This window comes from Comamonas kerstersii (genome assembly GCF_002056725.1).
GTDB lineage: Bacteria > Pseudomonadota > Gammaproteobacteria > Burkholderiales > Burkholderiaceae_C > Comamonas > Comamonas kerstersii.
On sequence record NZ_CP020121.1, the window covers coordinates 781,860 to 808,313 of the forward strand.

Annotated in this window: 24 protein-coding genes; 14 read left to right on the forward strand and 10 right to left on the reverse strand. The window is 60.6% G+C overall.

Annotation, left to right across the window (positions count from 1 at the left end; all coding sequences use genetic code 11):
* Window positions 1-72 precede the first annotated feature (72 nt).
* The 8 genes from metK to groL all read left to right on the forward strand — a co-directional run bounded on the left by metK (window position 73) and on the right by groL (window position 7,864).
* Complete coding sequence (gene metK, locus B5M06_RS03685) at window positions 73-1,257, forward strand: methionine adenosyltransferase (protein WP_054065182.1); 1,185 nt, start codon at window positions 73-75, stop codon at window positions 1,255-1,257.
* A gap of 296 nt (window positions 1,258-1,553) precedes the next feature.
* Window positions 1,554-1,739, forward strand: a complete 186-nt coding sequence (locus tag B5M06_RS03690) for a DUF1328 domain-containing protein (protein ID WP_054065213.1) — start codon at window positions 1,554-1,556, stop codon at window positions 1,737-1,739.
* Window positions 1,740-1,859: 120 nt separating this feature from the next.
* Window positions 1,860-2,687, forward strand: a complete 828-nt coding sequence (locus B5M06_RS03695; RefSeq protein ID WP_054065181.1) for a cysteine hydrolase family protein — start codon at window positions 1,860-1,862, stop codon at window positions 2,685-2,687.
* 22 nt (window positions 2,688-2,709) lie between these two features.
* Window positions 2,710-3,912: a nicotinate phosphoribosyltransferase gene (gene pncB, locus B5M06_RS03700; RefSeq protein ID WP_054065212.1), complete on the forward strand. Its 1,203-nt coding sequence runs from the start codon at window positions 2,710-2,712 to the stop codon at window positions 3,910-3,912.
* A 96-nt stretch (window positions 3,913-4,008) separates the two neighbouring features.
* Window positions 4,009-5,079, forward strand: a complete 1,071-nt coding sequence (locus tag B5M06_RS03705; protein ID WP_054065180.1) for a bifunctional nicotinamide-nucleotide adenylyltransferase/Nudix hydroxylase — start codon at window positions 4,009-4,011, stop codon at window positions 5,077-5,079.
* A 23-nt stretch (window positions 5,080-5,102) separates the two neighbouring features.
* The gene (locus tag B5M06_RS03710; protein WP_054065211.1) at window positions 5,103-5,597 is read left to right on the forward strand and encodes a GNAT family N-acetyltransferase; all 495 of its coding nucleotides are present in this window, start codon (window positions 5,103-5,105) and stop codon (window positions 5,595-5,597) included.
* Window positions 5,598-5,872: 275 nt separating this feature from the next.
* A complete protein-coding gene (gene groES, locus B5M06_RS03715) occupies window positions 5,873-6,163 on the forward strand; it encodes a co-chaperone GroES (protein WP_054065179.1) in 291 nt (96 codons plus the stop codon).
* Between the two features lie 51 nt (window positions 6,164-6,214).
* Window positions 6,215-7,864 (forward strand): chaperonin GroEL, encoded by a 1,650-nt coding sequence (gene groL, locus B5M06_RS03720; protein WP_054065178.1) that lies wholly within the window; start codon window positions 6,215-6,217, stop codon window positions 7,862-7,864.
* A 90-nt stretch (window positions 7,865-7,954) separates the two neighbouring features.
* Here the strand turns inward: groL and B5M06_RS03725 are convergent, their stop codons facing one another.
* A complete protein-coding gene (locus B5M06_RS03725) occupies window positions 7,955-8,437 on the reverse strand; it encodes a CreA family protein (protein ID WP_054065177.1) in 483 nt (160 codons plus the stop codon).
* A 213-nt stretch (window positions 8,438-8,650) separates the two neighbouring features.
* Here B5M06_RS03725 and B5M06_RS03730 point away from each other — a divergent pair, with 213 nt between their 5' ends.
* Window positions 8,651-9,871, forward strand: coding sequence for an MFS transporter (locus tag B5M06_RS03730; protein WP_054065176.1), 1,221 nt, complete (start codon window positions 8,651-8,653; stop codon window positions 9,869-9,871).
* A gap of 10 nt (window positions 9,872-9,881) precedes the next feature.
* Here the strand turns inward: B5M06_RS03730 and B5M06_RS03735 are convergent, their stop codons facing one another.
* From B5M06_RS03735 to B5M06_RS03745, 3 genes are all read right to left on the reverse strand, one after another.
* Window positions 9,882-10,217, reverse strand: a complete 336-nt coding sequence (locus B5M06_RS03735; RefSeq protein WP_054065175.1) for a YnfA family protein — start codon at window positions 10,215-10,217, stop codon at window positions 9,882-9,884.
* Window positions 10,218-10,311: 94 nt separating this feature from the next.
* Entirely contained in the window at window positions 10,312-12,891 is a 2,580-nt protein-coding gene (gene cphA, locus B5M06_RS03740; protein WP_054065174.1) for a cyanophycin synthetase, read from the reverse strand.
* An 83-nt stretch (window positions 12,892-12,974) separates the two neighbouring features.
* A complete protein-coding gene (locus B5M06_RS03745) occupies window positions 12,975-14,975 on the reverse strand; it encodes a cyanophycin synthetase family protein (RefSeq protein WP_054065173.1) in 2,001 nt (666 codons plus the stop codon).
* 222 nt (window positions 14,976-15,197) lie between these two features.
* On the opposite strand from B5M06_RS03745, the gene B5M06_RS03750 reads away from it, so the two are divergent.
* From B5M06_RS03750 to B5M06_RS03760, 3 genes are all read left to right on the forward strand, one after another.
* Entirely contained in the window at window positions 15,198-17,486 is a 2,289-nt protein-coding gene (locus B5M06_RS03750) for a cyanophycin metabolism-associated ABC transporter (RefSeq protein WP_054065172.1), read from the forward strand.
* On the forward strand, window positions 17,483-17,956 hold the full coding sequence (locus B5M06_RS03755) for a cyanophycin metabolism-associated DUF1854 family protein (protein WP_054065171.1): 474 nt from the start codon (window positions 17,483-17,485) through the stop codon (window positions 17,954-17,956). The genes B5M06_RS03750 and B5M06_RS03755 overlap by 4 nt, the downstream gene beginning before the upstream one ends.
* Window positions 17,957-18,102: 146 nt before the next feature.
* Window positions 18,103-18,546 carry a hypothetical protein gene (locus tag B5M06_RS03760; RefSeq protein ID WP_054065170.1) on the forward strand — a complete coding sequence of 148 codons (444 nt, stop codon included), beginning with the start codon at window positions 18,103-18,105 and terminating at the stop codon, window positions 18,544-18,546.
* Between the two features lie 68 nt (window positions 18,547-18,614).
* Here the strand turns inward: B5M06_RS03760 and B5M06_RS03765 are convergent, their stop codons facing one another.
* The 6 genes from B5M06_RS03765 to ilvA form a co-directional block, all read right to left on the reverse strand.
* Window positions 18,615-19,523 (reverse strand): 5'-nucleotidase, encoded by a 909-nt coding sequence (locus B5M06_RS03765; protein ID WP_054065169.1) that lies wholly within the window; start codon window positions 19,521-19,523, stop codon window positions 18,615-18,617.
* A gap of 29 nt (window positions 19,524-19,552) precedes the next feature.
* Window positions 19,553-20,554, reverse strand: coding sequence for an LLM class flavin-dependent oxidoreductase (locus B5M06_RS03770; protein WP_054065168.1), 1,002 nt, complete (start codon window positions 20,552-20,554; stop codon window positions 19,553-19,555).
* Window positions 20,555-20,652: 98 nt separating this feature from the next.
* Window positions 20,653-20,949 (reverse strand): hypothetical protein, encoded by a 297-nt coding sequence (locus B5M06_RS03775; RefSeq protein ID WP_054065167.1) that lies wholly within the window; start codon window positions 20,947-20,949, stop codon window positions 20,653-20,655.
* A gap of 63 nt (window positions 20,950-21,012) precedes the next feature.
* Window positions 21,013-21,612: a histidine phosphatase family protein gene (locus B5M06_RS03780; RefSeq protein ID WP_054065166.1), complete on the reverse strand. Its 600-nt coding sequence runs from the start codon at window positions 21,610-21,612 to the stop codon at window positions 21,013-21,015.
* The gene (locus B5M06_RS03785; protein ID WP_054065165.1) at window positions 21,609-22,424 is read right to left on the reverse strand and encodes an adenosylcobinamide-GDP ribazoletransferase; all 816 of its coding nucleotides are present in this window, start codon (window positions 22,422-22,424) and stop codon (window positions 21,609-21,611) included. Before B5M06_RS03785 ends, B5M06_RS03780 begins: the two co-directional genes overlap by 4 nt.
* Window positions 22,425-22,539: 115 nt before the next feature.
* A complete protein-coding gene (ilvA, locus tag B5M06_RS03790) occupies window positions 22,540-24,099 on the reverse strand; it encodes a threonine ammonia-lyase, biosynthetic (RefSeq protein WP_054065164.1) in 1,560 nt (519 codons plus the stop codon).
* 377 nt (window positions 24,100-24,476) lie between these two features.
* On the opposite strand from ilvA, the gene B5M06_RS03795 reads away from it, so the two are divergent.
* Entirely contained in the window at window positions 24,477-24,926 is a 450-nt protein-coding gene (locus tag B5M06_RS03795) for an OsmC family protein (protein WP_054065163.1), read from the forward strand.
* Window positions 24,927-25,300: 374 nt separating this feature from the next.
* Complete coding sequence (locus B5M06_RS03800) at window positions 25,301-26,323, forward strand: porin (protein ID WP_054065162.1); 1,023 nt, start codon at window positions 25,301-25,303, stop codon at window positions 26,321-26,323.
* The last annotated feature ends 131 nt before the right edge of the window (window positions 26,324-26,454 follow it).

Genomic DNA, 26,454 nt, shown 5'->3' on the forward strand with positions numbered 1-26,454 from the left:
AAGACTGCTAAAGCGTTCGCCCCGACTCATTCAGCCGCGGCAACGCGTTTGCTGATCACAGGAGTTTATTCAATGGCGAACGACTTTCTCTTCACCTCAGAGTCGGTCTCTGAAGGCCACCCCGACAAGGTAGCGGACCAGATTTCCGATGCAATTCTGGACGCTATTTTCGCCCAAGACCCACACAGCCGCGTGGCAGCCGAAACACTGACCAATACCGGTCTGGTGGTATTGGCGGGTGAAATCACCACCGGTGCCAACGTCGACTACATCCAGGTCGCACGCGACACCATCAAGCGCATTGGCTACGACAACACCGAATACGGCATCGACTACAAGGGCTGCGCCGTGCTCGTGGCCTATGACAAGCAAAGCCAGGACATTGCCCAGGGCGTGGATCGCGCCAGCGACGACGAACTGAACATCGGCGCCGGTGACCAGGGCCTGATGTTTGGCTATGCCTGCGACGAAACCCCCGAGCTGATGCCTGCGCCTATCTACTACGCACACCGCCTGGTGGAGCGTCAGGCCCAGCTGCGCAAGGATGGCCGCCTGCCTTTCCTGCGCCCTGATGCCAAGTCGCAAGTGACCATGCGCTATGTGAATGGCAAGCCCCACAGCATCGACACCGTGGTGCTATCTACCCAGCACAGCCCCGACCAGTCCGAGTCGGCCACCAAGATGAAGGCATCGTTCACCGAAGCCATCATTGAGGAAATCATCAAGCCCGTGCTGCCCAAAGAGTGGCTGCAGGACACCAAGTATCTGATCAACCCCACAGGCCGTTTCGTGGTGGGTGGCCCCCAGGGCGACTGCGGTCTGACCGGCCGCAAGATCATTGTGGACACCTACGGCGGTGCCTGCCCCCACGGCGGCGGCGCGTTCTCGGGTAAAGATCCAACCAAGGTGGACCGCTCCGCGGCCTACGCTGCACGCTATGTGGCCAAGAACGTAGTGGCAGCCGGTTTGGCACGCCAGTGCCAGGTGCAGGTGGCCTACGCAATTGGCGTGGCACGCCCCATGAACATCACCGTCTACACCGAAGGTACGGGCGTGATTCCGGATGAGCAGATCGCCAAGCTGGTGGCAGAGCACTTTGACCTGCGTCCACGCGGCATCATCGAGATGCTGGACCTGCGCCGCCCCATCTACAGCAAGACCGCTGCCTACGGCCACTTCGGCCGCGAAGAGCCCGAGTTCACTTGGGAACGAACAGATAAGGCTGCGGCATTGCGTGCCGCAGCGGGTTTGAAGTAATTCAAACCACCGCGCAATCAGCGCGGTATCTGTTCGTGGGCGAAGCTCATATGGCTTAGCCATGTAAGCGCAGACCAAAAGACGGACAAGGCCGCTGTGCTGCGCACAGCTGCAGGCTTGAAGTAATTCAAGGCTCCACCCATCTGCCCTAGCCCACTTCGCGTGGGCTTTTTTACGTCTGCAGCGCAGGTGGCACTCCTACATGTTCGGCACACAGCAGCCGACGAACGGCTTGATGCATTGCTTTTATCGTGAAGCTACTGGCCTTAGGGCTCTACCAGACAGGAGCGCATCACATGCTGAAGTACGCCATCATTTTTGCCATCATTTCTCTGGTGGCGGGTCTGTTCGGTTTCACCGGAATTGCAGCAGGCGCTGCAGGCATTGCCAAGATTCTGTTCTTCATCTTCCTGGTCATCGCCGTCATCTTTATCGTGCTGGCAGCACTGGGTGTGGGTGCTGCACGCAAGATGATGAAATAGGACACATGCACACCGGAGTGCATGACAGGGCTGCGCTTGCAGCCCTTTTGTACTTTTAGGCCGTACCGCGTCTGCAAGCGCCTAAACTGCTTGCTATTGCTTTGTACCGTTTGACGCGCCATGAGCCTTCTTCGCCAACTGCTGCTGATCGACCCGCAAAACGATTTCTGCGATCTGCCTGCCAGTGCCTGCCCCGCCCAGCTGTGCCCCAGCCTGCCCGTGCCCGGAGCACATGCCGACATGCAGCGTCTGTCCGCATGGCTGCGCGCGCAGGGCAGCCAGATTGACCACATCACCGTCACGCTGGACTCGCACCAGGTGTTTGACATTGCCCACCCCGCGTTCTGGCAGCAGGTCGATGGCAGCGATGTCTCCCCTTTTACCGCCATCACCGCCGCCCAGGTGCGTGCTGGTCAGTTCCAGCCACGCCAGCCTGCGCATCTGGAACGAACGCTCGCCTACCTGGATGCACTGGAAGCCCGTGGCCGCTACACACTGATGGTCTGGCCCGTGCACTGCGAAATTGGCAGCTGGGGCCATGGTGTGCATGCCGATGTGCTGGCTGCCTGCGCGGACTGGCAAACCGCCCGGCAACGTGCCGTCTGCAATGTCTTCAAAGGCATGAATCCCTGGACGGAGCACTACAGCGCCCTCGAAGCCGAAGTGCCCGACCCCGCTGCCCCCGAGACCTGTCTGAACCAGGCCCTGCTGCACAGCTTGCTGCAGGCCGAGCAGCTGATCGTGGCGGGCGAAGCCAGCAGCCACTGCGTGCGCTCCACCGTCGAGCACCTGCTGGAGCACGCGCACGCCGGGTTTGCCCAGCGCGTGGTGCTGCTGACCGATGCCATGAGCCCCGTCCACGGCTTTGCGGCTGAGCATGCTGCCTTCCTGCAGCGCATGCAGGCCGCTGGCGTGCAGCTGTCCACCACCGCAGACCTGCGCCTGTAAACCTTTGCTGGACGACTGCCCCATGCCCATCATTCGCAGCCTGCTCGATACCGATCTCTACAAATTCACCATGTGGCAGGCCATGCTGCACCGCCACCCCACCACGCTGGCGGAGTACCGCTTTGCCTGCCGCAATGCCACGGCCTACCCGCTGGCGGAGCTGGAGGCCGAAGTCAATGCCGAGCTGGACCACCTGTGCAGCCTGCGCTTTAGCAAGGACGAGCTCGACTACCTCAGCAGCCTGCGCTACATCAAGAGCGATTTCGTTGACTTTCTGCGCCTGTTCCAGTTCCAGCGCGACTTTGTTCGGGTTGCAGCCACGCCCGAAGGCGGCCTGAGCATTGAAGCCCACGGCCCCCAGGTGCATGTCATGGGCTTTGAAATCCATGTGCTGGCCATCGTCAACGAGCTGTACTTCCGCCGCCTGCAGACCGCGGACACCCTCCCTGAAGGCCGCCGACGCCTGCAGGCCAAGATGGAGCGCCTGCGTGCCGTCAAGGACGAGCCCGTACTGGCCCACCCGTTTGAGCTGTCCGACTTTGGCCTGCGCCGCCGCTTTTCTGAAGCCTGGCACCGCGAAGTCGTCGCCACCATGACGTGCGAAGTGCCACAGTGGTTCAAGGGAACGTCCAGCGTGCTGCTGGCCAAGGAGCTGGACATCGTGCCCATTGGCACCATGGCCCATGAGTACATGCAAAGCTTTCAGTCTCAGGGCGTGCGCCTGCGCGACTTTCAGAAAGCCGCGCTCGAAGACTGGGTGCAGGAATACCGGGGCGACCTGGGTATTGCACTCACCGACACCGTCGGCATGCGCGCCTTCCTCGAAGACTTTGACCTGTACTTTGCGAAACTGTTCGACGGCCTGCGCCACGACTCGGGCGACCCTTTTGCCTGGGGCGAGCAGGCCATTGCCCACTACCGCAAGCTGCGCATCAACCCGCACACCAAACGGCTGGTGTTCTCAGACGGCCTGAATCTGGAGCGTGCCCTGGCACTGTGGCGCCACTTTGCGCCCCATATCCAGCTGGGCTTTGGCATTGGCACCAATCTGACCAACGATGTGGGGCTGACGCCGCTGAACATCGTCATGAAACTGGTGCGCGCCAACGACCAGCCCGTGGCCAAGATCTCGGACACACCCGGCAAAACCATGTGCGAAGATGAAACCTATCTGGCCTATCTGCGCCAGGTGTTTCAGATTGCCGAGCCGGACCAAGACCAATAAAACCATAGCTGCCAGCGCTTGATTTACCTGAATTTCAAATACAAAACTATTTGAAAACATTTATTTACAAGCGCTAGCAGCTATTCTTTTTAAAAGATGCATAGTTCTTCTGTTCCTCACACTGCAGTGCTGATCGGGCGCTTTCAGCCCTTCCACCTGGGCCATCTGGCGCTGCTGCAGCAGGCTCTGCAGGCCGCAGCGCAAGTGGTCGTCGTGCTGGGCAGCGCCTACCAGGCGCGCAGCCCCAAGAACCCCTTCACCTGGCCGGAGCGCAAGACCCTGATCCTTGGCAGCCTGCCCGCTGCGGATGCTGCCCGCGTGCGCTGCGTGCCCGTGCGGGACTACTATGACGAGCCGCGCTGGGTGCAGGCCGTGATTGCAGCCGTGCACACAGAAGTCCCCGCCGGTGCACGCATTGCGCTTGTGGGCCATTTCAAGGACGCCACCAGCAGCTATCTGGCACGCTTTCCGGACTGGGAGCTGCTGAGCCTGCCCCGCCAGGGCGCGTTTGACGGCACACCCACGCGAGAGATCTACTGGAACCTGCAGGACCTGCCGCACGACCAGATGTGGGAACAACTCGCCCCGCTGCTACCCGCTTCCACGGCACAGTGGCTGCGCCAGTGGCAAACCACGCCCGACTACGCTGCCATGCGTGCCGAATGGCGCATGATTGCTGGTTACAAGTCTGCCTGGGCCAGTGCGCCCTACCCGCCGGTGTTTGTCACCGTCGATGGCCTGCTGGTTTGTAATGGCCATGTGCTGCTGATCCAGCGCGGCCATGCACCCGGCAAAGGCCTGTGGGCGCTGCCCGGCGGCTTTGTGGAGCCCCGCGATACGCTGTGGCAGTCCTGCCTGCGCGAGCTTGACGAAGAAACCGGCCTGCCACTGGCTGCCGCTGACATGCAGGCCGCCTTGCAGGGCTGCAAAGTGTTTGACCACCCGGACCGCAGCCTGCGCGGGCGCACCATCACCCATGTGTTTGTCTTTCACCTGCCCGGAGATACCCTGCCCGCCGTGCAAGGCGGTGACGATGCGGCTGCGGCCCGCTGGGTACCGGTGAGCGAACTGGCTGCCATGGAAAGCCAGATGTTTGAAGACCATTTCCACGTGCTGCGCCGCTGCTTTGCACGTTTTGGCGCTGGCCCTGAGCCTGCGTTGCCCTGACCCACCCCTTGCCTGAGATTGCCATGTCTGCCCTGACCATCCGCCCCGCCACGATCGAAGATACCGACCTGATCCTGCACTTTGTGCGCGAGCTGGCCATCTACGAAAAAGCCGAGCACGAAGTGCTGGCCACACCCGCCCATGTGCATCGCACGCTGTTTTGCGACAACCCCAAGGTCTTTGGCCTGATCTGCCTGGATGGCGACACGCCCGTGGGCTTTGCCGTGTACTTCTTCAACTACTCCACCTGGCAGGGCCGCCTGGGCCTGTATCTGGAAGATCTGTACGTCTCGCCCGAGCACCGCGGCAAGGGCGCAGGCAAGGCGCTGCTGAGCCACCTGGCCAAAATCGCGGTAGACAATGACTGCGGCCGCTTTGAGTGGAGCGTACTGGACTGGAACACCCCGTCCATCGAGTTCTATGACAGCCTGGGCGCCAAGCCCCAGTCCGAGTGGATTCGCTACCGCATGACCGGCGACGCCCTGCAGAACCTGGCGGCGCAGTGCACCAAAAAGTAATCACTCACATATTCAAAAACCAAGACCACACCGCTGGATGCTGATCCTGCAAGACGGCTTGGCACAGGGCTCCTTCGGGAGCCTTTTTCACAGGTTCACCCAGGGTTTACAAAATTCCGAGAGCACCCACCTCTTGAAAGCAAAAATTTTTACCTTATTATTAGCACTCGACGGGCTTGAGTGCTAACAGCACCTGAGCTCGCAGCATTTACAGCCATTCTGCACAGGCAGGGTGGCCTTGGTTTCACCTTGTTGATTGATATCTAGGAGATGTTATGAATCTGCGTCCTTTGCACGACCGCGTGATCGTCAAGCGCCTTGAGAACGAAACAAAGACAGCTTCGGGCATCTATATCCCTGACAACGCTGCTGAAAAGCCTGACCAGGGCGAAGTGTTGGCTGTTGGCCCCGGCAAGCGCAACGACAAGGGCGAGCACATTGCTCTGAACGTGAAGGTTGGCGACCGCGTGCTGTTCGGCAAGTACTCTGGCCAGACCGTGAAGGTCGATGGCGAAGAACTGCTGGTGATGAAGGAAGACGACCTGTTTGCCGTCGTCGAAAAGTAAATCAAGACTTTTCACCCATCCCACTTTTTGAACTGAATTCGGAGATTTGAAATGGCAGCTAAAGACGTAGTATTCGGCGGCGAAGCACGCGCCCGCATGGTTGAAGGCGTGAACATTCTGGCCAACGCCGTGAAGGTAACTCTGGGTCCCAAGGGCCGTAACGTGGTGCTGGAGCGCTCCTTCGGCGCCCCCACCGTGACCAAGGACGGTGTATCCGTGGCCAAGGAAGTGGAACTGAAGGACAAGCTGCAGAACATGGGTGCTCAGCTGGTCAAGGAAGTGGCTTCCAAGACCAACGACATCGCTGGTGACGGTACCACCACCGCTACCGTGCTGGCCCAGGCCATCGTGCGCGAAGGCTCCAAGTACGTGGCCGCTGGTCTGAACCCCATGGACCTGAAGCGTGGTATCGACAAGGCTGTGGCTGCCCTGGTGGAGCAACTGAAGGCCCAGTCCAAGGCTACAACCACTTCCAAGGAAATCGCCCAGGTGGGTACGATCTCCGCCAACTCCGACTCCGACGTGGGTGAAATCATCGCCCAGGCCATGGACAAAGTCGGCAAGGAAGGCGTGATCACCGTGGAAGAAGGCAAGAGCCTGGCCAACGAACTGGATGTCGTGGAAGGCATGCAGTTTGACCGCGGCTACCTGTCGCCCTACTTCATCAACAATCCCGAAAAGCAAGCTGCAATTCTGGACAACCCCTTCGTGCTGCTGTTCGACAAGAAGATCAGCAACATCCGTGACCTGCTGCCTACCCTGGAGCAAGTGGCCAAGGCTGGCCGTCCTCTGCTGATCATTGCAGAAGACGTGGAAGGCGAAGCTCTGGCTACCCTGGTGGTGAACACCATCCGTGGCGTGCTGAAGGTTGTGGCTGTGAAGGCACCTGGCTTTGGCGATCGTCGCAAGGCCATGCTGGAAGACATCGCTATCCTGACTGGCGGTAAGGTCATCGCTGAAGAAGTGGGCCTGACACTGGACAAGGTAACGCTGGAAGACCTGGGCCAGGCTGCTCGCGTGGAAATCGGCAAGGAAAACACCACCATCATCGACGGTGCTGGCAAGGCCGAAGAAATCGAAGCCCGCGTCAAGCAAATCCGCATCCAGATCGAAGAAGCCACTTCCGACTACGACCGCGAAAAGCTGCAAGAGCGCGTGGCCAAGCTGGCCGGCGGTGTTGCCGTGATCAAGGTGGGCGCTGCTACCGAAGTCGAAATGAAGGAAAAGAAGGCACGCGTGGAAGACGCGCTGCATGCTACCCGCGCTGCCGTGGAAGAAGGTATCGTGGCTGGTGGCGGTGTGGCTCTGCTGCGCGCCAAGCAAGCTGTGGGCGATAAGCTCAAGGGTGACAACGTTGACCAGGACGCCGGTATCAAGCTGGTGCTGAAGGCTGTGGAAGCTCCTCTGCGCGAAATCGTGGCCAACGCTGGTGGCGAGCCATCCGTGGTGGTGAACGCTGTGCTGAACGGCTCTGGCAACTACGGTTTCAACGCTTCCAACGACACCTACGGCGACATGCTGGAAATGGGTATCCTGGACCCCACCAAGGTGACTCGTACAGCCCTGCAGAACGCTGCTTCCGTAGCTTCCCTGCTGCTGACCACCGAGTGCATGATTGCTGAAGCTCCTAAGGCTGAAGCTGCTGCACCTGACATGGGTGGCATGGGCGGTATGGGTGGCATGGGCGGCATGGGCATGTAATTGCCTGGCTGCTGACCGAAGCCTGCAAGGCTTCGGTGGATGCACTACACAACAAAAGGTCGCGCAAGCGGCCTTTTGTTTTTTCTGCGTTTACTTCAGAGGAATCGGCGTGCTGCGCGGCACGGGAACCGCCGCCACACTGTTCTGGGGTGAACCTTCAATCACGCGGTCTGAATACGTCAGATACACCAGCGTATTGCGGCTGCTGTCCACCATGCGCACCACGCGCAGTCGCTTGAAAAGCAGTGAGGTACGCTCGGTAAACACTTCTTCCTGCTGCTTGATAGGCCCCGCAAAGCTGATGGCGCCCGTGGCCTGGCAGCTGATGGAAGCTTCCGACTTGTCCTCGGCCAGTCCCAGCGCTCCCTTGACGCCTCCCGTCTTGGCACGCGAGACATAGCAGGTCACGCCTGCAACCTTGGGGTCGTCATAGGCATCGACCACGATCTTGTGGTCCGGGCCAATCCACTTGAACACGGTATCGACCGAGCCAATGGTTTCAGATCCTGCGGTGGCATAGCCGCAGCCCAGCAGCAAAGCGGCGCTGGTCAGCCAGAGTGTGCGTACTTTCATGCGCACAAGCATACGTGTATCTGGCGTGCATGGCTGCAGGCAGATGTGCCACCAAGCCTGCCTGCTTTGTAAACAACTGCTGCAGGCTCCGGGCGACAGACTGACAATTACTCCCTGCTTTTTCATGGCTGCATGCCCTGATGCTGCACCACCCAGCCCGCATGCCCAGTGGCTCCTGCCGCTTGCGCCACTTTGACGGTGGTTTCCATTCTCATGCCCTCACCTACTCCCAAGGCACAGCCCACCGTACTGGCTGCGCCTGCTCTGCTATTGATGGCGCTGGCCTGTGGTCTGTGCGCTGGCGGCAATTATTTCAACCAGGCCCTGCTGCACTCCATTGCCCTGCACTTTGATGTGGACGATGCCGCAGCAGGCCTGTCTGTCACCGTGGCCCAGGTGGCCTATGCCGTGGGCCTGCTGTTCATCACCCCGCTGGGCGACAAGTTCGAGCGCCGCCGCATGGCTGTGGTGCTGATGCTGCTGGCTGCAGCTGGACACGCACTGGTGGGATGGAGCCAGAGCTTTGCCATGTTCATGGCGGGCACACTCATAGCAGGCCTGTTCTCTGTGGCTGCTCAGGTGCTGGTGCCCATGGCAGCTGCGCTGGCAGCGCCGGGGCATGCCGGGCGCAATGTGGGGCTGGTGCTCAGCGGCTTGCTGGTGGGCATTTTGCTTTCGCGCAGCGTGGCAGGAGGTCTGTCTGCCATTGGCGGCTGGAGCCTGGTCTACCAGGTCACTGCCGTGGCCATGGTGCTGATGGCGCTGTGGCTGCGCCGCGCCCTGCCCACCTCACGCCATCCACAGCCCATGCCGTACACGCAGGTGCTCAGATCCATGGGGCAGCTGCTACGTACCCAGCCTGCGCTGCGCCTGCGCACGACCGCCAGCGCACTGGCGTTCGCCTCTGTGAGCGTGATGTTTGCCACCATGGCACTGGTGCTCTCCAGCGCCCCCTTGCATTTGAGCGATGCACAGATTGGTCTGGTGGGGCTGGCAGGAGTGACCGGCGCCTTGATTGCCAATATGGCAGGCAGCTGGGCTGACAAGGGCAAAGGCAATGCCTTGCTGCGCCTGGGGGCTGTGACTTTGCTGCTGTCGTGGTGGCTGCTGTGGCAGGGGCAGAGCAGCGTGTGGTGGTTTGTGGCCGGGGTATTGGTGATGGACCTGGGCCTGCAGGCCATCAATGTGACCAACCAGTCCAGTGTGGCCAGCCTGCTGCCAGAGGCCCGCAGCCGCATGAATGCCGTCTATATGACGGGCTACTTTGCAGGTGCATCCGCAGGTTCTGCGCTGGGTGTCTGGGCATGGAATCTGGCAGGCTGGCAAGGCGCCTGCAGCGTAGGCGCGGGTCTGGCCTTGTTGGCTGCCATCAGCGTGTGGTGCGGCGTGCGCTGGAACAAAAAGCAGCAAAGCGCTGCCGTTCAGACAGCTTGAAAAGTGTTTTTCAGGGGTTACTGCGCGTACCCAAGATGATGATGGCCATGCCCAGCAAACTCACTGTTACGCCAATCCAGTCGGTCATGGAAGGGCGCACCTTGTCCACCACCAGCAGCCACACCATGGCCACGCTGATGTACACCCCACCATAGGCGGCATACACCCGGCCGGAAGCTGTCGGGTGCAGGGTGAGCAACCACGCAAACAGCGCCAGACTGGCAGCGGCTGGCAGCAGCAGCCAGGCCGATTTGTCTTGCTTGAGCCACAGGTAGGGCAGATAACAGCCCACGATTTCAGCCAGTGCGGTGGCAACAAACAGGGCGATGGTTTTGAAAATTTCCATGCAGCGATTTTCGCGGCAAGCGAGTTCGGCGTAGAGAGACAAAAAAAGGGCTCCGTCACCGGAGCCCTCGCTAGCATGACAGCAAGGTCTGGACTTAAGCCTTGGAGGCCGCTTGCACATGCTTGCGCAGGTGCTCCAGCGATTCCTCCACCTGGTCCACCAGTACCAGGCACAGATCACCAGGTTGCAGGCGGCTCAATGCATGGTCAATGGCGATGAATTCGCCGTGGATTTCCGTGGTGTAGCTGGTGCGCGTTGCACCCTCCAGTCCCTTGCGCAGCAGGGCCAGTACTTCGCCATCTTCACGGCCACGCTGGCAGGCATCCTGGTAGAGGATCACATCATCAAACGCAGCGCCCAGAATGCGGGTTTGCTCAATGATGTCCTGGTCACGACGGTCACCAGCACCGCTGATCACCACGCTGCGGCGGTTCGCAGGCATGGTGGAGACGGCCTGCGTCAGAGCACGGATGGCATCAGGGTTGTGGCCATAGTCGGCCACGATGGTGGCACCACGGTAGTCCATCACATTGAAGCGGCCGGGCGCGTTGGCACTGTCGTTGTGGAAGGACGCCAAGCCTCGACGGATGGTGTCCCAGGGCAGATCGGCCGCCCAGGCAGCACCAATCGATGCCATGGCGTTATCGACCTGGAAGCCAATCGTGCCGTTGCGGGTCAGCGGAATGTCTGCCAGTGCAATGCTTTCCTTGAATGCACCTTCCGCGCAGACGATGTGGCCATCATCGACATACACCACACGGTTGCCCTGTGCACGGTGCGTGGCCATGACGGGGTGGAAGCGCTCTGCGCCAAAGTAGATCACCTTGCCCTGGCAAACATTGGCCATGGGGGCCACATGGGGGTCCATGGCATTGAGCACGGCATAGCCGTTGGGGGCCACGTTCTGCACGATGACGCGCTTCAAGACCATCACGTCTTCCACGGTGGTGATGTAGTTCAGGCCCAGGTGGTCGCCTTCGCCCACATTGGTGACCACGGCCACCTGGCAGCGGTCAAAGCCCAGACCTTCACGCAAGATGCCGCCACGCGCGCACTCCAGAATGGCGGCATCCACCTCGGGGTGGGCCAGCACATTGCGTGCACTCTTGGGGCCGGAGCAGTCGCCGCTGTCAATCTGACGGCCATTCACATAGACGCCATCGGTATTGGTCATGCCCACGCGCAGACCTTGCGAGGCAAAGATGTGCGCAATCAGGCGTGTGGTGGTGGTCTTGCCGTTGGTGCCGGTCACGGCGACTACGGGAATGCGACCGTCTTCACCGGGGCCAAACAGCAGGTCCACCATGGGGGTTCCCACATTGCGGGGCTTGCCGAATGAGGGTGCCAGGTGCATGCGCAGACCGGGGGCAGCATTCACTTCCACAATGCCGCCATTCTGTTCTTCCAGCGGCTTGAGCATGGTCTCGCACACCACGTCTACGCCGCAGATGTGCAGGCCCACGCAGGCAGCTGCTTCCACGGCGCGGGCGGCAATATCAGGGTGCACGTCATCGGTCACATCGGTGGCGCTGCCGCCGGTAGACAGATTGGCGTTGTTGCGCAGCACCACGCGCTGGCCCTGTGCGGGAATGGAGTCAGGCGTCAGGCCTTCACCGGCAATGCGTGCAATGGCGATGTCATCCAGACGAATCTTGGTCAGCGCCGTACCGTGGCCAGAGCCGCGGCGTGGGTCCTGGTTGACGATGTCCACCAGCTCGCGGATGGTGTGCTCACCATCGCCCAGCACCTGGGGAGGATCGCGGCGGGCGGCAGCCACCAGCTTGTTGCCAACCACCAGCAGGCGGAAGTCATGGCCGGGCAAAAAGCGCTCCACCATGACCACCGTTCCAAACTCCATGGCCGTGGCATAGGCACGCTCCAGCTGCTCGCGTGTGGTGATGTTCACCGTCACACCCTTGCCCTGGTTGCCGTCCTGGGGCTTGACCACCACCGGGAAGCCCACTTCTTGCGCCACTTTCCAGGCATCTTCCACATCCTTGACGGGGCGGCCCATGGGCACAGGCACGCCTGCTGCATGCAGCAGGCGCTTGGTCAGGTCCTTGTCCTGGGCAATGGTTTCCGCCACGGAGCTGGTCTGGTCCACCTCTGCGGCCTGGAATTTGCGGGCCTTGGAGCCCCAGCCCAGTTGCACCAGGCTGCCTGCCGTCAATCGACGGAAGGGAATACCACGCGCCTTGGCTGCATTGGCCAGCGAAGCCGTCGATGGGCCCATGCGCTCTTCTTCGTCCAGCTCGCGCAACTCGGCAATGGCAGCCTTGACATCAAACTCGGTGTCGTTCAGGGCCGCGTTGATCAGCGCTTCAGACAGCTCCATGGCACGCTTGCCCACGGCTTCTTCCGAATACTCCACCACCACCTGGAAAGTGCCTGCCTCAACGGTTGCGTGGGTACGGCTGAAGGTGACAGGGCAGCCAGCCTGTGCCTGCATGGCCAGTGCAGCAGCTTCCAGTACATGGGCCATGGACAAGGTGTTGTCCATGCCCTGCCCCTGCAGGCTGCCGATGGCAGGGAAACGCGCACGCACCTTGTCTTCAAAACCGGCAATTTGCGTGAAGTCGTGCTCTTGCGGCGTGCAGTGCACGATGCATTCGATGGCAGTGTTGCGGCTCCAGAGGTTGGGGCCACGCAAGGCACGGGTGCGAGAAATTTCCATGGTCTGTCTTTCCGCCAAGTTATGAGTCAAATTGGCTTCTAACGTAGATGTATCAAGCGCTAGCAGCTATGTTTATACAAGCATCAAGCCGCTTGATAGTCAAAAGTTTTGATGCCAGCAGCAATCAGCTCCGGCGTAATGTCCAGCGCCCAGGCGGTAGCCACAGCCGCCAGCAGTGCGGCATGGTCAGGCTCAAAGCCATTGACGGGGCGCAGCGCAGTCAGTGTGCCCAGCACACGCTCGGTGCTGTCCTGCACCAGCACCACCTCCTCGCCCTTGAGCAGCACGGCACGACCACCGGCTTCGCGGTGTGCGGCCACGGTGGCGTTGCTGGCATCCAGGCTGTAGAACAGCACCTGGCCATCACACAGGCGGGCCAGATCGGCGGTCTGTGCATCATCGGCATTGAGCACACCTGCGCCACGTGTCAGCACCACATCGATCTGGGTGCGCAGCACGCGGGTCATCTGTTCGGCTTCATGGATATCGTGGTTTGCCAGCGCTTCGTAGCCATCCATATCGGTCACCACGCCCACCTGGCAGCGGTCATAGGCCAGACCTTCTTCCAGAATCGAGCGGGCCGAGGTCTGGATCACCGCAGCTTCCGCCAGGCGGTTGACCAGCAGGCGGTGGGCTGCATGCCAGTTGGTGTTGTCACCCTTCTGGGTCAGACGACCTTCCAGGAAGGTGCCTTCGCTGCTGGCCACGCCCGTGCGCTTGCCACTCAGCTGCAGCAGCCAGCCCACCAGGCGTGCGATAAAGGCGTTGTGGCGTGTTCCGGCAATGCCCACCACAGGAATGCGGGCTGCCAGGCCTTCGCTGTCGCCGTCCTCAGAAGGGAACAGGTGCTCCACAATGGCCTGCCCCACAGGGCGCGCCACACCCACGCTGGGCTTGAGGTGCATCAGCAAACCAGGGCCGCCATTGACCTCCAGAATGGCGCCACCCTGGGCTTCCAGCGGCTTGGAGATGTCCTGGCACACCAGGTCCACACCAGCAATATCCAGCCCCACCACCTTGGCAGACAGGGCAGCCATATAAGCCACCTCAGGGTGGACATCGTCTGTGCAGTCCACCGTCACCACCTTGGCGCGCGGGTCGTGCTGACCATTGGGGTATTCACCGCGCGAAGCCGCCACCACCTTGCCACCCACGACCAGCAGGCGGTGCACATGGCCAGGCACAAAGCGCTCCACCATCACATAGCGGGTGAGCTTGCGCGCCTCGTCATAGGCGGCGCGCACTTCGGCCTCAGAGGTCAGATTGACGCTGACGCCCTCACCCTTGTTGGAGTTGTAGGGCTTCACAGTCACGGGCAGGCCCATGTAGTCGGCTTCTTCCCAGGCATCGTCTGCAGACTTGACCAGCTCCCACTCAGGCACAGGCACGCCACAGGCCTTGAGCAGCTGTTTGCTCAGGTCCTTGTCTTCGGCAATGCCAAAGCCGATGGCGCTGGTCTTGTCGGTCTCTGTACTCCAGACGCGGCGCTGTGCTGCGCCATAGCCCAACTGCACCAGATTGCCATCATTCAGGCGAATAAAAGGAATGCGGCGCACAGCGGCGGCATTGACGATGCTGGCCGTGCTGGGCCCCAGGTAGCGGTTTTCGATTTCTGCCTTGATGGCTTCGACCGCCGCCTGCACATCAAAGGGCTGGTTGTTGATGGCTGCCATGATCAGGGCATGGCCCTGATTCAGCGCCACATGGGCTACCGACTCTTCAGGGCAGCGGAAGACCATGCGGTACACACCACGCTGCGAGACACTGCGGGTCTGACCAAACTCAGCAGGCATGCCCGCCATGTTCAGCAGCTCAATGATGGTGTGCTCCATCACATGGCCGCACCACGTGCCTTCCTGCAGGCGCTCAATAAAGCCGCCACGGTGGCCCACGCCACAGTGATGCTCCACCAGCCCAGGCAGCCAGGCTGTCAGGCGCTCCGTAAAGCCGTCGATCTTGTTGGAGGGGTAGTCCTCCAGCTCGCCCAGGTCCAACCACACCTCAAGCACTGGACGGTAAGTCCATACGCTGGGGCCACGCAGGTAAGTGGTACGAAGCAGTTGGATGTCTTTGAATGTCGCCATGAATAATCAGCGTGGTGTTGAGAAGGCTGGGTCAGAAACCACAGTCTGAATAAGAAAGGCCTATTGTGTGCGGGAGGTAAAGCCAAAGCTGTTTGTCAGCCAAACTCTGCCCTGATACGTTCAAGGGTTTAGTTCCTACTCGATGGCAATGCGTTCTTGCAGAGAATACGCCTTGCCCACCTCCGTGGCTGAACAGCCAGCGCGGGGTTCCAACGATTCAACATGCAACATTTCCATCACGTCGATGCCTCCACCCCTCTAGGGGCCGAACTGCGCGAACAACTCGCACCACATGAAAACGTGCAAGCAGCCCTGGCGGTTGACTTGAGCGTCTCGCTGCGCTTCGCTCCAGGGCTGCTGGCACTGACGGACCAGCGCATCATTGGCAAAGACGCCGATGGCGCATGGCAGGCCTGGCCCCTGACAGCCGAGCTGCAGCTGCGCCTGATTGACCATGCCGGAGTGGGCACGCTGGAACTGCACAACCAGACCGAACGCCTGGCATTGTGGCGCTTCACGCTGGGCCAGCAGACCCAGGTGATGCATTTTCTGCAGCGTTTTGACCGCCTGCGTGATGCCGTAGCCGCTGGCAAGCTGCAGCAGGCACTGGTCGCTCCAGAGGAAAGCCGCTGCCCCACCTGCAGCGAGGTGCTGCCCCCAGACAGCGATGAGTGCCCCGCCTGTGCCCGCCAGGCCGCTCCCAAGACATCGACCTGGGTGCTGCTGCGCATTGGCCGCTTTGCCAAGCCCTACCGCAAGCTGCTGATTCTGGGTTTTATCCTGACGCTGCTGTCCACCGCTGCGACCTTGGTGCCGCCCTATATGACCATCCCGCTGATGGATGACATCCTGGTTCCCTTCCAGCGCGATGGCAAACCTGTGGACATGTGGCTCACCGGGCTGTACCTGGGCGGCCTGCTGGTGTCCGCCCTGCTGGCCTGGGGCCTGGGCTGGGCCCGGACCTGGGTGATGGCCAAGGTGTCCGAGCGCATTGGCGCGGACATGCGCACCACCACCTACGCACACATGATGAAGCAGTCGCTGGAATACTTTGGCGGCAAGCGCACGGGTGACCTGATGAGCCGCATCAGTGCAGACACCGACCGTATCAACATGTTCCTGTCGCTGTATGCGCTGGACTTTGTGACCGACGTGATCATGATTGTGATGACGGCGGTGATTCTGGCCTCCATCAACCCCTGGCTGGCACTGGTCACGCTGGTGCCTCTGCCCTTTATCGTCTGGCTGATTCAGAAGGTGCGCGGCCGCCTGAGCGTGGGCTTTGACCGCACCAGCCGCGTCTGGGCCGAAGTGACCAATGTGCTGTCCGACACCATCCCCGGCGTGCGCGTGGTCAAGGCCTTTGCCCAGGAAGAGCACGAAATCGAGCGCTTCCGTCAGGCCAACCAGCGCAATCTGGAAGCCAATGACAAGGTCAACAAGACCTGGTCGCTGTTCTCCCCCACCGTGGGTCTGATGACGGAAATCGGTATCCTCATCGTCTGGGGCTTCGGCATCTGGCTGGTGGCACATGACCAGATCACCGTGGGTGTGCTGGCGGCATTCATTGCCTACATCGGGCGCTTTTACACACGGCTGGACTCCATGAGCCGCATCGTGAACATCACGCAGAAAGCAGCCGCTGGGGCCAAGCGTATTTTTGATGTGCTCGATCAGGTCAGCACCGTGCCAGAGCCCACCAACCCCGTGCAGCTGCAAAAGCCTGTGCAGGGGCGCATCACGCTGCAGGACGTAGGCTTTCGCTATGGCAGCCGCCAGGTGATTCGCAACCTGAATCTGGACATCCAGCCCGGCGAGATGATTGGTCTGGTGGGCCACAGCGGCTCTGGCAAGTCCACACTGGTCAACCTGATCAACCGCTTCTACGACGTCACCGAAGGCAGCATCCAGCTGGATGGCATCGACGTGCGCCGTATGGCCGTGGCCGACTACCGCCGCAACATCGGCCTGGTGCTGCAGGAGCCCTTCCTGTTCTTTGGCACCGTGGCAGAGAACATTGCCTACGGCAAGCCCAACGCCACCCGTGCAGAGATTGTGGCGGCCGCCCGCGCGGCCCACGCACATGAATTCATTTTGCGCCTGCCCCATGGCTATGACTCCGTGGTCGGCGAGCGCGGCCAGGGCCTGTCGGGCGGTGAGCGCCAGCGCATCAGCATTGCGCGCGCCCTGCTGATTGACCCACGCCTGCTGATTCTGGACGAAGCCACCTCTGCCGTAGACACGGAAACCGAAAAGGAAATCCAGAAGGCCCTGGACAACCTGGTACAGGGCCGCACCACGATTGCCATTGCCCACCGCCTGTCCACACTGCGCAAGGCGGACCGTCTGGTCGTCATGGACCGTGGCGAGATTGTGGAAGTCGGCCCCCATGATGAACTCATGGCCGCCAAGGGCGCCTACTGGCGCCTGTATGAAGCCCAGGCCCGCCGCGCCGAAGAAGATGCACAGGCGGCCGGTCTGACCGTGGCCCGTGAAGGAGAAAAAGCATGAGTGCCGCCACCATCACCCTGCACCGCAATACCCATGGCCGCCTGTGCCTGACGCTGGCAGACGGCACTTTGCACGAAGACATCACGCCCGTGCGTGCCTTTCCGATTGCTGCACCTGAGGAAGCCATCTCTCTGGTCGGCAGCAACGGCAAGGAGGTCTACTGGATTGACCAGCTGGCCGAACTGCCAGCCCCTATGCAGCAGCTGCTGGCCGAAGACTTTGCCGTGCGCGAGTTTGTGCCCGAAGTGCTGCAGATCGAAGCCATTGATGCGATTTCCGTGCCCAGCACCTGGACGGTGCGCACCGACAAAGGCGTGGCCAAGCTCACGCTCAAGGCCGAGGAAGACATCCGCAAGCTCGAAGGCCGCCACCACCTACTCATCACCAGCCGTGATGGCGTGCAATACCGCATCCGCGACGCACGCCAGCTGGACAAGGCATCGCAGAAATTCCTGGAGCGTTTCCTGTAACAGAATGGCCCTCTGCCGAATGGGCCAGGAGCGATTCCGACGACCGGTCGATTTTTTTCAAAAAATCTTCTAAATTTTCGCTTCACGCTGCCGATAAAGGTGACGGAACCAATTTTTGACGATCACCACCAGCTGAGGTCCTCACCATGTCCATACCACCTGTAGAGCGCAATCCCATCCAGTGGACCAACACCCAAGGTGCGAATTTGTATTCCACAGGTGCGTCTGGTCCCGCCGCCATCCGCCCGGTTCATCCCGTGAATGCCGTGGAGTCCACCGACAAGCTCGGCGAGGGTGTCACGGTCACCATCAAGAGCCCTGAGCGCCCCACCGACGTCAGCCGCGAAGACCGCGACTGGACCGAAGTGCAGGCCAAGCAGGTCAAGGAAGAAGAGCAGGAGCCGCCCAAGGAGCCGCTGTACAAGCAGCTGATCGAGCACATCCAGTCCATGTGGCGCGCCAGTGCCATGGCGGTGGAAGTGTTTGAACAGGCACAGAAGACCGACCAGCAGGAGCGCAACATGCAGCAGGTGCGCAATGAACCGCTGACCTACGACGAGCCCCGCGTCAAGCGCACCGGCGGCCTGTAAGCCTTCTTTCCACCCACAAAAAAGCCACTTGAAAGTGGCTTTTTTTGTGCTCTGGGGGCAGCGTCCGCCTAAATATTGGCAATCCCGCTGCGCACATGCCCGGCAGGCACATGGGCGCTGGCGGACTGCACATGGCCGGTCTGGTCATCAAAGAAAAAGTCTGGCGCGAACTCGCGCAGAAACTCGCCCTTGGGCAGACCGCCCAGGAACATGGCTTCATCCACCTCGATCTGCCAGTCCATCAGCGTGCGAATGGCCCGCTCATGCGCCGGTGCGCTGCGGGCTGTCACCAGCGCGGTGCGCAGGCGCATGCCGCCCGTGTCACCGTCCTGCACCGCCTGCTGCAAGCGGTGCAGCGCCACCAGCAGCGGCTTGAAAGGGCCATCCGGCAAGGGCTGGGTCACATGCTCCACCTCATGCTGCATGAAAGCTGCCAGCCCATCACGCTGGTAGACGCGCTCGGCCTCGTCGCTGAAGAGCACGGCATCACCGTCAAAAGCAATACACACTTCCTGTGGGTGGGCGTTGCTGGCACCGGCGGATTCCGTAATCACCCGCGCTGCGGGGTAGCCCAGGTTCAGCGCCTCGGTCACATCTGCCGCATTGGCAGACAGGAACAGGTCCGCCCCCAGCGGCCGCAGATAGGCATACGGGTCTCGCCCCTGGGTAAACACGCCGCGCTGAATGCTGTCCAGCCCATGGGCTTTGGCGCTGCGAAACACGCGCATGCCGCTGACCGGGTCATTGCGCGAGAGCAACACCACCTCCACCCGCCGCTGACCGCCCTGGTTAAAGGCCAGCAGCTTGCGCACCAGGGGCAGCGCCACACCGGGCGCAGCAGGCACATCCAGGCGCTCACGCTGTAGCCGCACGTAGGCCGCGGGATCTTCATCAAACACACGGTTTTCGGCTTCAAAGTCGAACAGCGCGCGCGAGGAAATGGCAACAACGAGTTGGTCTTGCAGCGAAACAGCCATGGCGGGAAGGCTCCGGAGCTTTCAGAGGATCAGGGCTTGGCCACCGCCTGGGCAGCAATCTCCAGACTGCGCAGGCGCAGTGCTGGATCGTACACATCGCTGACCAGAATCAACTCATCGGCCTCGCACTGCTGCTGGATGCGTGCAAAGCCCTGGCGCACGGTCTCTTCGCTGCCGACCACCGACATGGCCAGAAAGTCGTTGATGGCCGCCTGCTCGCGCGGGCCAATCATCTGCATGAAGCCTTCCAGCGGCGGCGGCATCTTGCCGCGCTGACCGGTCAGAATGCCGAGCACGCGCTGCTGGCTGCTGGTGGCCAGGTACTGCGCTTCTTCGTCCGTAGGCGCTGCCACCACGGGCACGCCGACCATGACATAGGGCTTGTCCAGCACCGCCGAGGGGCGGAAAAGCTGGCGGTACATCGCAATCGCCTGATGCAAAAAGCGCGGCGCAAAGTGGGAGGCAAAGGCGTAGGGCAAGCCCTTCATGGCAGCCAGCTGGGCGGAATACAGGCTGGAGCCCAGCAGCCAGATAGGAATATGTGTGTCCGCACCAGGTGTCGCGCTGATGCGTGCCTGCGGGTCCGCAGGGCCCAGCAGGCGCTGCAGCTCAGCCACATCGCGCGGAAAGTCTTCTTCGGTTTCCAGCCGGTCGCGGCGCAGCGCACGCATGGTGGCACCGTCCGTGCCTGGTGCACGGCCCAGCCCCAGATCAATACGGCCCGGATACAGCTCGGCCAGTGTGCCAAAGGCTTCGGCCACCACCAGCGGCGCATGGTTGGGCAGCATAATGCCGCCCGAGCCCACACGGATGCGCTCGGTCTTGCCCGCAATATGCCCAATCAGCACCGCCGTGGCCGAGCTGGCAATGCCGGGCATGTTGTGGTGCTCTGCCAGCCAGTAGCGCACAAAGCCCAGTTCCTCAGCCTTCTGAGCGGTCTGCACCGCAATGTCCAGCGCCTCGCGCACCGTGCCGCCTTCGCGCACGGGCACCAGATCCAGCATGGAAAGACGTGGTTTTTTCACCCACATACCACATTAACTCCTATTTCAAGAGCTGCTAGCGCTTGCAATTTCTATGTTTCAAATACTTTTTTATTTGAAACCTTTGATACTCAAGCGCTACAAGCTCACTTTTTTGCTATCTGACGCTGATTGACTTCGTTCTTGCTGATGATGGCCACCAGCACCGCCCAGACAATGGCCACCACAGCCACGCCCCAGTTGTTGTCGCCCATTTCCATGGACACAAAACTCAGCGGCAGCGCAATCAACGCGCCCAGGCGGATAAAGCGGTTCAGGGTAAAGGCGCTCAGCCTGGCCTTGAGCAGCAGCAAGGCCACCAGGCTCACAATCGCCAGCAAGCTAATGTAGAGAAAGGGATCGCCACCGTAAGGAGTGGCCCAGGCACGCAGAGATTCCATCATGCGTACATTGTGAGGCAGAAGACTTGCGCCACCTGCCTGCAAGGCCTTTGCGCTGCGGGAATATCAGCCCAGTGCCTGCAGGGCCGCAGCGTGCATCTGCCACGGCAGCTGCTGCCAGCCGCCATAGGCGGGGGCTGGCAGCGTCCAGTCTGCCGATGTGGGTTGCGCCTGCCCATAGTGCAGCAGCCACTGCACGCAGCGCGCCACGCCAGCATGCGTGACCCAGACCACATCCCGCTGGCCCTGCTGGCTATCGTGCAGCCAGCTCTCACGCAGGGCCGCCGCTACGCGCTGCAACATGCCCCCCAGGCTTTCTCCGCCACCGGGCGCTACCCCATACAAATCCTGCGCCCAGGCATCGACCTGCGACTTGCCAATATCGCGCCAGGCCATGCCTTCCCACTGACCAAAATCCATTTCCTGCAGCCGCGGATCACACACCACATTGGCTTCTGAGGCTTGCAATGCAAGCGCCAGCTGCTCACATCTTTGCAATGGGGAATAGCGCAGCAGCGCCCCTTGCGGCATCTGCGCCGCAAAGCGCATGGCGGCCTGCAAGGTCTGGCCGGGGTCAGCGGGCACATCCAGCCGCCCATAGCACACGCCCTGCGCAATCAGGGGCTGGGCATGGCGCAGCAGCCACAGGCAGGCGGGCCGCTTCATGCCACACACTGCGCCAGCACCATGCCAGCGGTCAGATACAAGGCCAGCTCACAGACCTGCTGCGTCGCGCCCAAGCAATCGCCCGTCATGCCGCCCAGACGGCGCTGAAAGCGCCAGCCCATATAGGCCGTCACCAGCACCGCTACCAGCAGCAGCGCCACCACCAGCGGCCAGCCCAGATACACCCACAGCGCCACCACGGCAGGCAGGCACCAGAGCCAGCCGGTGATTACCCCCGCCCAGCCCAACGGCTGACCGGCGATGTGCAGTGTCTTCGAGGTGGCAGGCAGACTCACATGACGCAGCGCGCGCATCAGCAGCAAAGGTGCACCGCGGGAGAGCACATGCACGCAACACAGCAGCAAGGCGCCAGCGGCGATGTCGATCGACAGCAGCAACGCTACCAGCACCACCTTGGTCAGCAAGCCCATGCACAGCGCCATCACGCCGTATGCGCCCAGGCGTGAATCCTTCATCACCTCCAGCGCACGCTCGGCTGGCAGGTGACCACCCAGGCCATCCGCCACATCGGCCATGCCGTCTTCATGAAAGCCGCCTGTGACACACAGCGTCGCCACCGTACTCAACACGGCAGCCACCCAGGGCAGCAGGGGCTGTGCAGGCAGCAGGTAGTTACAGCCCAGCACCACGGCCAGCGCCAGCAGGCCCACCAGCCAGCCCACGCCCGGCAAGTGCGCCGCACTGGCACGCTGCAGCTCAGGGCTCCAGCCCACCCAGGCAGCCAGCCGCCCCGTCACGGGGATGCGACTGAAGAACTGCACAGCCAAAAGAAAGTGACGCAATGCCTGCATGAATCATTCAAAAAAAAAAGGAGCTGCTCTCGCTGACCCATTCATGCTTTGCAAGTACTTTGATTTGCAAACCATGGATAGACAAGCGCCAGCAGCTCCGTTTTTAGTAGTCGGCTTACTTCAGGAACAGCTGGTAAGCCGGGTTGTGGGTTTCTTCCACCCAGGGGTAGCCCAGCTGCTTGAGGAAGCTTTCAAACTTCTTGCTGTCCTTGGCAGGCACCTGCATGCCCACCAGAATGCGGCCATAGTCAGCGCCCTGGTTGCGATAGTGGAAAAGCGAAATATTCCAGGTCGGCGCCATCAGGCTCAGGAACTTGAACAGCGCTCCGGGCCGCTCGGGGAAGACAAAGCGCAGCAGACGCTCATCCTGCGCCAGCGGGGAATGGCCGCCCACCATGTGGCGCAGGTGCTCCTTGGCCATTTCGTCAAAAGTCAGGTCGAGCGCAGCAAAACCGTTTTTCTCAAAGTTCTTGGTGATTTTTTCGCTCTCACCCTTGGCATTCGTGGTCAGGCCCACAAACACATGGGCCTTGCTGTCGTGGCTGATGCGGTAGTTGAACTCCGTCACATTGCGTGCACCGCCAGGCAGCTTGCCCACCACTTCACAAAAGCGCTTGAAGCTGCCGCGCTCTTCGGGAATGGTCACGGCAAACAGGGCCTCACGCTCTTCCCCGACCTCGGCACGCTCGGCCACAAAGCGCAGGCGGTCAAAATTCATGTTGGCGCCGCACAGAATGGCTGCGTAGGTCTCACCCTTGGTCTTGTGCTTGGCCACATACTGCTTGATCGCCGCCACCGCCAGCGCGCCAGAAGGCTCCACAATGGAGCGGGTGTCTACAAAAATATCCTTGATGGCGGCGCAGACCTGGTCGGTATCCACCTCGATGTAGTCATCCACCAACCCCTTGGCAATGCGGAAAGTTTCTTCGCCCACCAGCTTGACGGCCGTGCCATCCGAGAACAGGCCCACATCGGGCAGCTCCACCCGCTCACCCGCCTGCACAGACTGCAGCATGGCGTTGGAATCCCTGGTCTGCACGCCAATCACCTTGATCTCTGGGCGCACGGCCTTGATGTAGTTGGCCACGCCAGAAATCAGGCCGCCACCGCCAATGGCCACAAACACCGCATCCAGCCGTGGGCTGCCCAGCTTTTGCAATTGGCTAAGCATTTCCATGGCAATCGTGCCCTGGCCCGCAATCACATCAGGGTCGTCAAAGGGGTGGATAAAGGTCATGCCCTGCTCTTTTTGCAGCTTGACCGAGTGCTTGTAGGCGTCCGAATAGCTGTCACCTGCCAGCACCACTTCACCGCCCAGCGCAGCCACGGCATCCACCTTCACCTGGGGCGTGGTCGTAGGCATCACGATCACGGCACGGCAGCCCAGCTTTTTCGCACCCAGCGCCACACCTTGCGCATGGTTGCCTGCAGAGGCACAGATCACGCCCTTGGCCAGCTGCTCCTGCGAGAGATTGGCCATCTTGTTGTAGGCCCCGCGCAGCTTGAAGCTGAACACCGGCTGCTGGTCTTCACGCTTGAGCAGAACCTTGTTGTGCAGGCGGCGGCTCAGATTCCTGGCGGGTTCCAGATCCGACTCAATCGCCACGTCGTACACGCGTGCATTCAGGATTTTTGTCAGGTAATCAAAGGGCGTGAGTGTCTTTTTCTGTGTCATACAGCGACCAAGCAAGCGGTATCCAGTGAGCGCGTCCGGCGACACGCAAAAGAAACCATCATAGGCACTCACAGGCGCGCCAACCATCACCGTGTCGCAACGCCCCCATCGTCAGCGCAAAAAAAAGCCCCGAGCCGCTGGGGCTTGGGGCTGAATCCACCGTTAGAGGAGGTGGAGGAGACAACTGGTGCGCTACAGTCATGAACTGTCTTGATCGCTTGCCTGACAAGCGATGAACGCGAAGCCGAAATTGTACGGCGTTTCATGCTGCGCCGCAATAAGGTTTCAATGTTTACTGAAATGCCAGACATCAAAGTAGGGACAATCAATCCCGTAAACATCGGCCCTCTCACAGAAATTGCACAGGAGTAATCACTATGGAATGCACCGTCAGCTGGACCGGCGCAACAGGTACCCGTTCGGGCATGGGCTTTATTGCTGAAACCGGCAGTGGCCACATCCTCGCCATGGATGGCGCGCCCGACGAACGCAACCCCGCCAATGGCGGCCAGAACCTGGCCCCCCGCCCCATGGAAGCCCTGCTGGCTGGCACGGGCGGCTGCACCGCGTATGACGTGGTGCTTATCCTCAAACGCGGCCGCCACGATGTGCGCGGCTGCAGCGTCAAGCTCCAGGCCGAACGCGCAGAAGTCGAACCCAAGGTTTTCACCAAGATCAACATGCACTTCACCGTGACCGGCAAGGGCATCCCTGCTGCGGCCGTCGAACGCGCCATCGCCATGAGCCACGAGAAGTACTGCTCGGCCAGCATCATGCTGGGCAAGACGGCCGAGATCACCACCAGCTTTGAGCTGGTTGAGGTGTAACAAGGTAGCAACTGCTGGCTTTCAATGCCTATCTGCACACACAAGCGCCTATATGGCGCTTTTTTTGTTTGTCTATCTACGGCAAAGAATTACACGAAAGTATTTGCACACTTTTTTCTCAACAAAGAATGCAAGCAAATGTCACGAATCTCTCAGCCAATCGCGGCCGGGCACACCTCATCCCGGGTGTTGCACCAAGACAACAAAAACCGCCGTTTTTTGCGTCGCGACATGGTTTTTCTTTGCGCAAGACGGCCCTCTCTGGTGCAATAGCCAGCAACTTCCCCACCAGGAGGTTGGCGCGTCTTGCAGCAGCTGCACCGCTTTATGCACCAGACACTGCAATGCGCCTTCAACAAACCTTGGAGTATCAAATGAAGAAATCTCTGATCGCTTTGGCAGCTGTTGCTGCTTCCGGCGCCGCAATGGCTCAATCTTCCGTCACCCTGTACGGCGTGGTGGACACATCCGTTGCTTACGTGAAGGGCGACAAAAGCGTTTCCGGCCTGCTGAACAACGGTGCTGCTACCAGCCGTCTGGGCTTCCGCGGCGTGGAAGATCTGGGCAACGGCCTGAAGGCTGAATTCGTGCTGGAAGGCGCTGTGTCTCCTGACAACGGTGGTTCCAGCTTTGACTTCAAGCGTCAGTCGACCGTGGGTCTGTCCAGTGAATTCGGTCAAGTGCGTCTGGGCCGTGCCCTGACTGCTTCCTACAACGCTGTGAGCCGTTACGACGTGTTCGGCACTAACGGCCTGGGTTCTACACTGGCTTGGTCTGGTGCTGAAACTGGCTACCAAAACCGCTCCAACAACATGATCAGCTACATCTCGCCCAAGTTTGCTGGCTTTGGCGTGGGTATTGACTACGGTTTTGGCGAACAGAAAAAGAACAAGACCAACCGCTACATGGGCATTGGCGCCACCTATGACAACGGCCCTCTGAGCTTGGGTCTGGGTTACGACAAGCAAAACAACGGCTTGGGCGAACTGCCCAACGAAGACCTGAAGACTTGGCAGCTGGGTGGCTCTTATGACTTCGCAGTGGTCAAGCTGGCAGCTTTCTACAAGGAAACAAAGTACACCCAAATTTCTACCAACGGCAGCGATAAGCTGAAGACTTGGAACCTGGGTGTTTCCGCCCCCGTGGGCGCCGCTGGTGTTGTAAAGGCTTCTTACAACAACTACAAGTTGTCTGATAGCTCCGAAAAGGCTCAGCAGTTCTCTCTGGGTTATGTGCACAGCCTGTCCAAGCGTACTGCTCTGTACGGCACATACTCCTACCTGAAGAACAAGAATGGCGCCGACTTTGAACTGAACGGTGCATTCGCTGGCGTGAACGGCGCTAACGACTCCGGCAAGATGCAAGGTGTTCAAGTTGGCGTTCGCCACGCTTTCTAATGGATGGCAGGTGTAAGCCTGCATTTCCAAAAGAAGCACAAAAAGCCAGCCTTAGCGCTGGCTTTTTTACGTCTGGCACTTTTACAGCCAAGGGAAAACCAGCGTGGTTTTCATGCCAGCGCATCTATTCG

What these genes read in the sequence shown, in the direction of transcription:
- metK (WP_054065182.1), top strand. Translation starts at nt 73, where the DNA reads ATGGCGAACGACTTTCTCTTCACCTCAGAGTCGGTCTCTGAAGGCCAC.
- B5M06_RS03690 (WP_054065213.1), top strand. Translation starts at nt 1,554, where the DNA reads ATGCTGAAGTACGCCATCATTTTTGCCATCATTTCTCTGGTGGCGGGT.
- B5M06_RS03695 (WP_054065181.1), top strand. Translation starts at nt 1,860, where the DNA reads ATGAGCCTTCTTCGCCAACTGCTGCTGATCGACCCGCAAAACGATTTC.
- pncB (WP_054065212.1), top strand. Translation starts at nt 2,710, where the DNA reads ATGCCCATCATTCGCAGCCTGCTCGATACCGATCTCTACAAATTCACC.
- B5M06_RS03705 (WP_054065180.1), top strand. Translation starts at nt 4,009, where the DNA reads ATGCATAGTTCTTCTGTTCCTCACACTGCAGTGCTGATCGGGCGCTTT.
- B5M06_RS03710 (WP_054065211.1), top strand. Translation starts at nt 5,103, where the DNA reads ATGTCTGCCCTGACCATCCGCCCCGCCACGATCGAAGATACCGACCTG.
- groES (WP_054065179.1), top strand. Translation starts at nt 5,873, where the DNA reads ATGAATCTGCGTCCTTTGCACGACCGCGTGATCGTCAAGCGCCTTGAG.
- groL (WP_054065178.1), top strand. Translation starts at nt 6,215, where the DNA reads ATGGCAGCTAAAGACGTAGTATTCGGCGGCGAAGCACGCGCCCGCATG.
- B5M06_RS03725 (WP_054065177.1), bottom strand. Translation starts at nt 8,437, where the DNA reads ATGAAAGTACGCACACTCTGGCTGACCAGCGCCGCTTTGCTGCTGGGC.
- B5M06_RS03730 (WP_054065176.1), top strand. Translation starts at nt 8,651, where the DNA reads ATGCCCTCACCTACTCCCAAGGCACAGCCCACCGTACTGGCTGCGCCT.
- B5M06_RS03735 (WP_054065175.1), bottom strand. Translation starts at nt 10,217, where the DNA reads ATGGAAATTTTCAAAACCATCGCCCTGTTTGTTGCCACCGCACTGGCT.
- cphA (WP_054065174.1), bottom strand. Translation starts at nt 12,891, where the DNA reads ATGGAAATTTCTCGCACCCGTGCCTTGCGTGGCCCCAACCTCTGGAGC.
- B5M06_RS03745 (WP_054065173.1), bottom strand. Translation starts at nt 14,975, where the DNA reads ATGGCGACATTCAAAGACATCCAACTGCTTCGTACCACTTACCTGCGT.
- B5M06_RS03750 (WP_054065172.1), top strand. Translation starts at nt 15,198, where the DNA reads ATGCAACATTTCCATCACGTCGATGCCTCCACCCCTCTAGGGGCCGAA.
- B5M06_RS03755 (WP_054065171.1), top strand. Translation starts at nt 17,483, where the DNA reads ATGAGTGCCGCCACCATCACCCTGCACCGCAATACCCATGGCCGCCTG.
- B5M06_RS03760 (WP_054065170.1), top strand. Translation starts at nt 18,103, where the DNA reads ATGTCCATACCACCTGTAGAGCGCAATCCCATCCAGTGGACCAACACC.
- B5M06_RS03765 (WP_054065169.1), bottom strand. Translation starts at nt 19,523, where the DNA reads ATGGCTGTTTCGCTGCAAGACCAACTCGTTGTTGCCATTTCCTCGCGC.
- B5M06_RS03770 (WP_054065168.1), bottom strand. Translation starts at nt 20,554, where the DNA reads ATGTGGGTGAAAAAACCACGTCTTTCCATGCTGGATCTGGTGCCCGTG.
- B5M06_RS03775 (WP_054065167.1), bottom strand. Translation starts at nt 20,949, where the DNA reads ATGATGGAATCTCTGCGTGCCTGGGCCACTCCTTACGGTGGCGATCCC.
- B5M06_RS03780 (WP_054065166.1), bottom strand. Translation starts at nt 21,612, where the DNA reads ATGAAGCGGCCCGCCTGCCTGTGGCTGCTGCGCCATGCCCAGCCCCTG.
- B5M06_RS03785 (WP_054065165.1), bottom strand. Translation starts at nt 22,424, where the DNA reads ATGCAGGCATTGCGTCACTTTCTTTTGGCTGTGCAGTTCTTCAGTCGC.
- ilvA (WP_054065164.1), bottom strand. Translation starts at nt 24,099, where the DNA reads ATGACACAGAAAAAGACACTCACGCCCTTTGATTACCTGACAAAAATC.
- B5M06_RS03795 (WP_054065163.1), top strand. Translation starts at nt 24,477, where the DNA reads ATGGAATGCACCGTCAGCTGGACCGGCGCAACAGGTACCCGTTCGGGC.
- B5M06_RS03800 (WP_054065162.1), top strand. Translation starts at nt 25,301, where the DNA reads ATGAAGAAATCTCTGATCGCTTTGGCAGCTGTTGCTGCTTCCGGCGCC.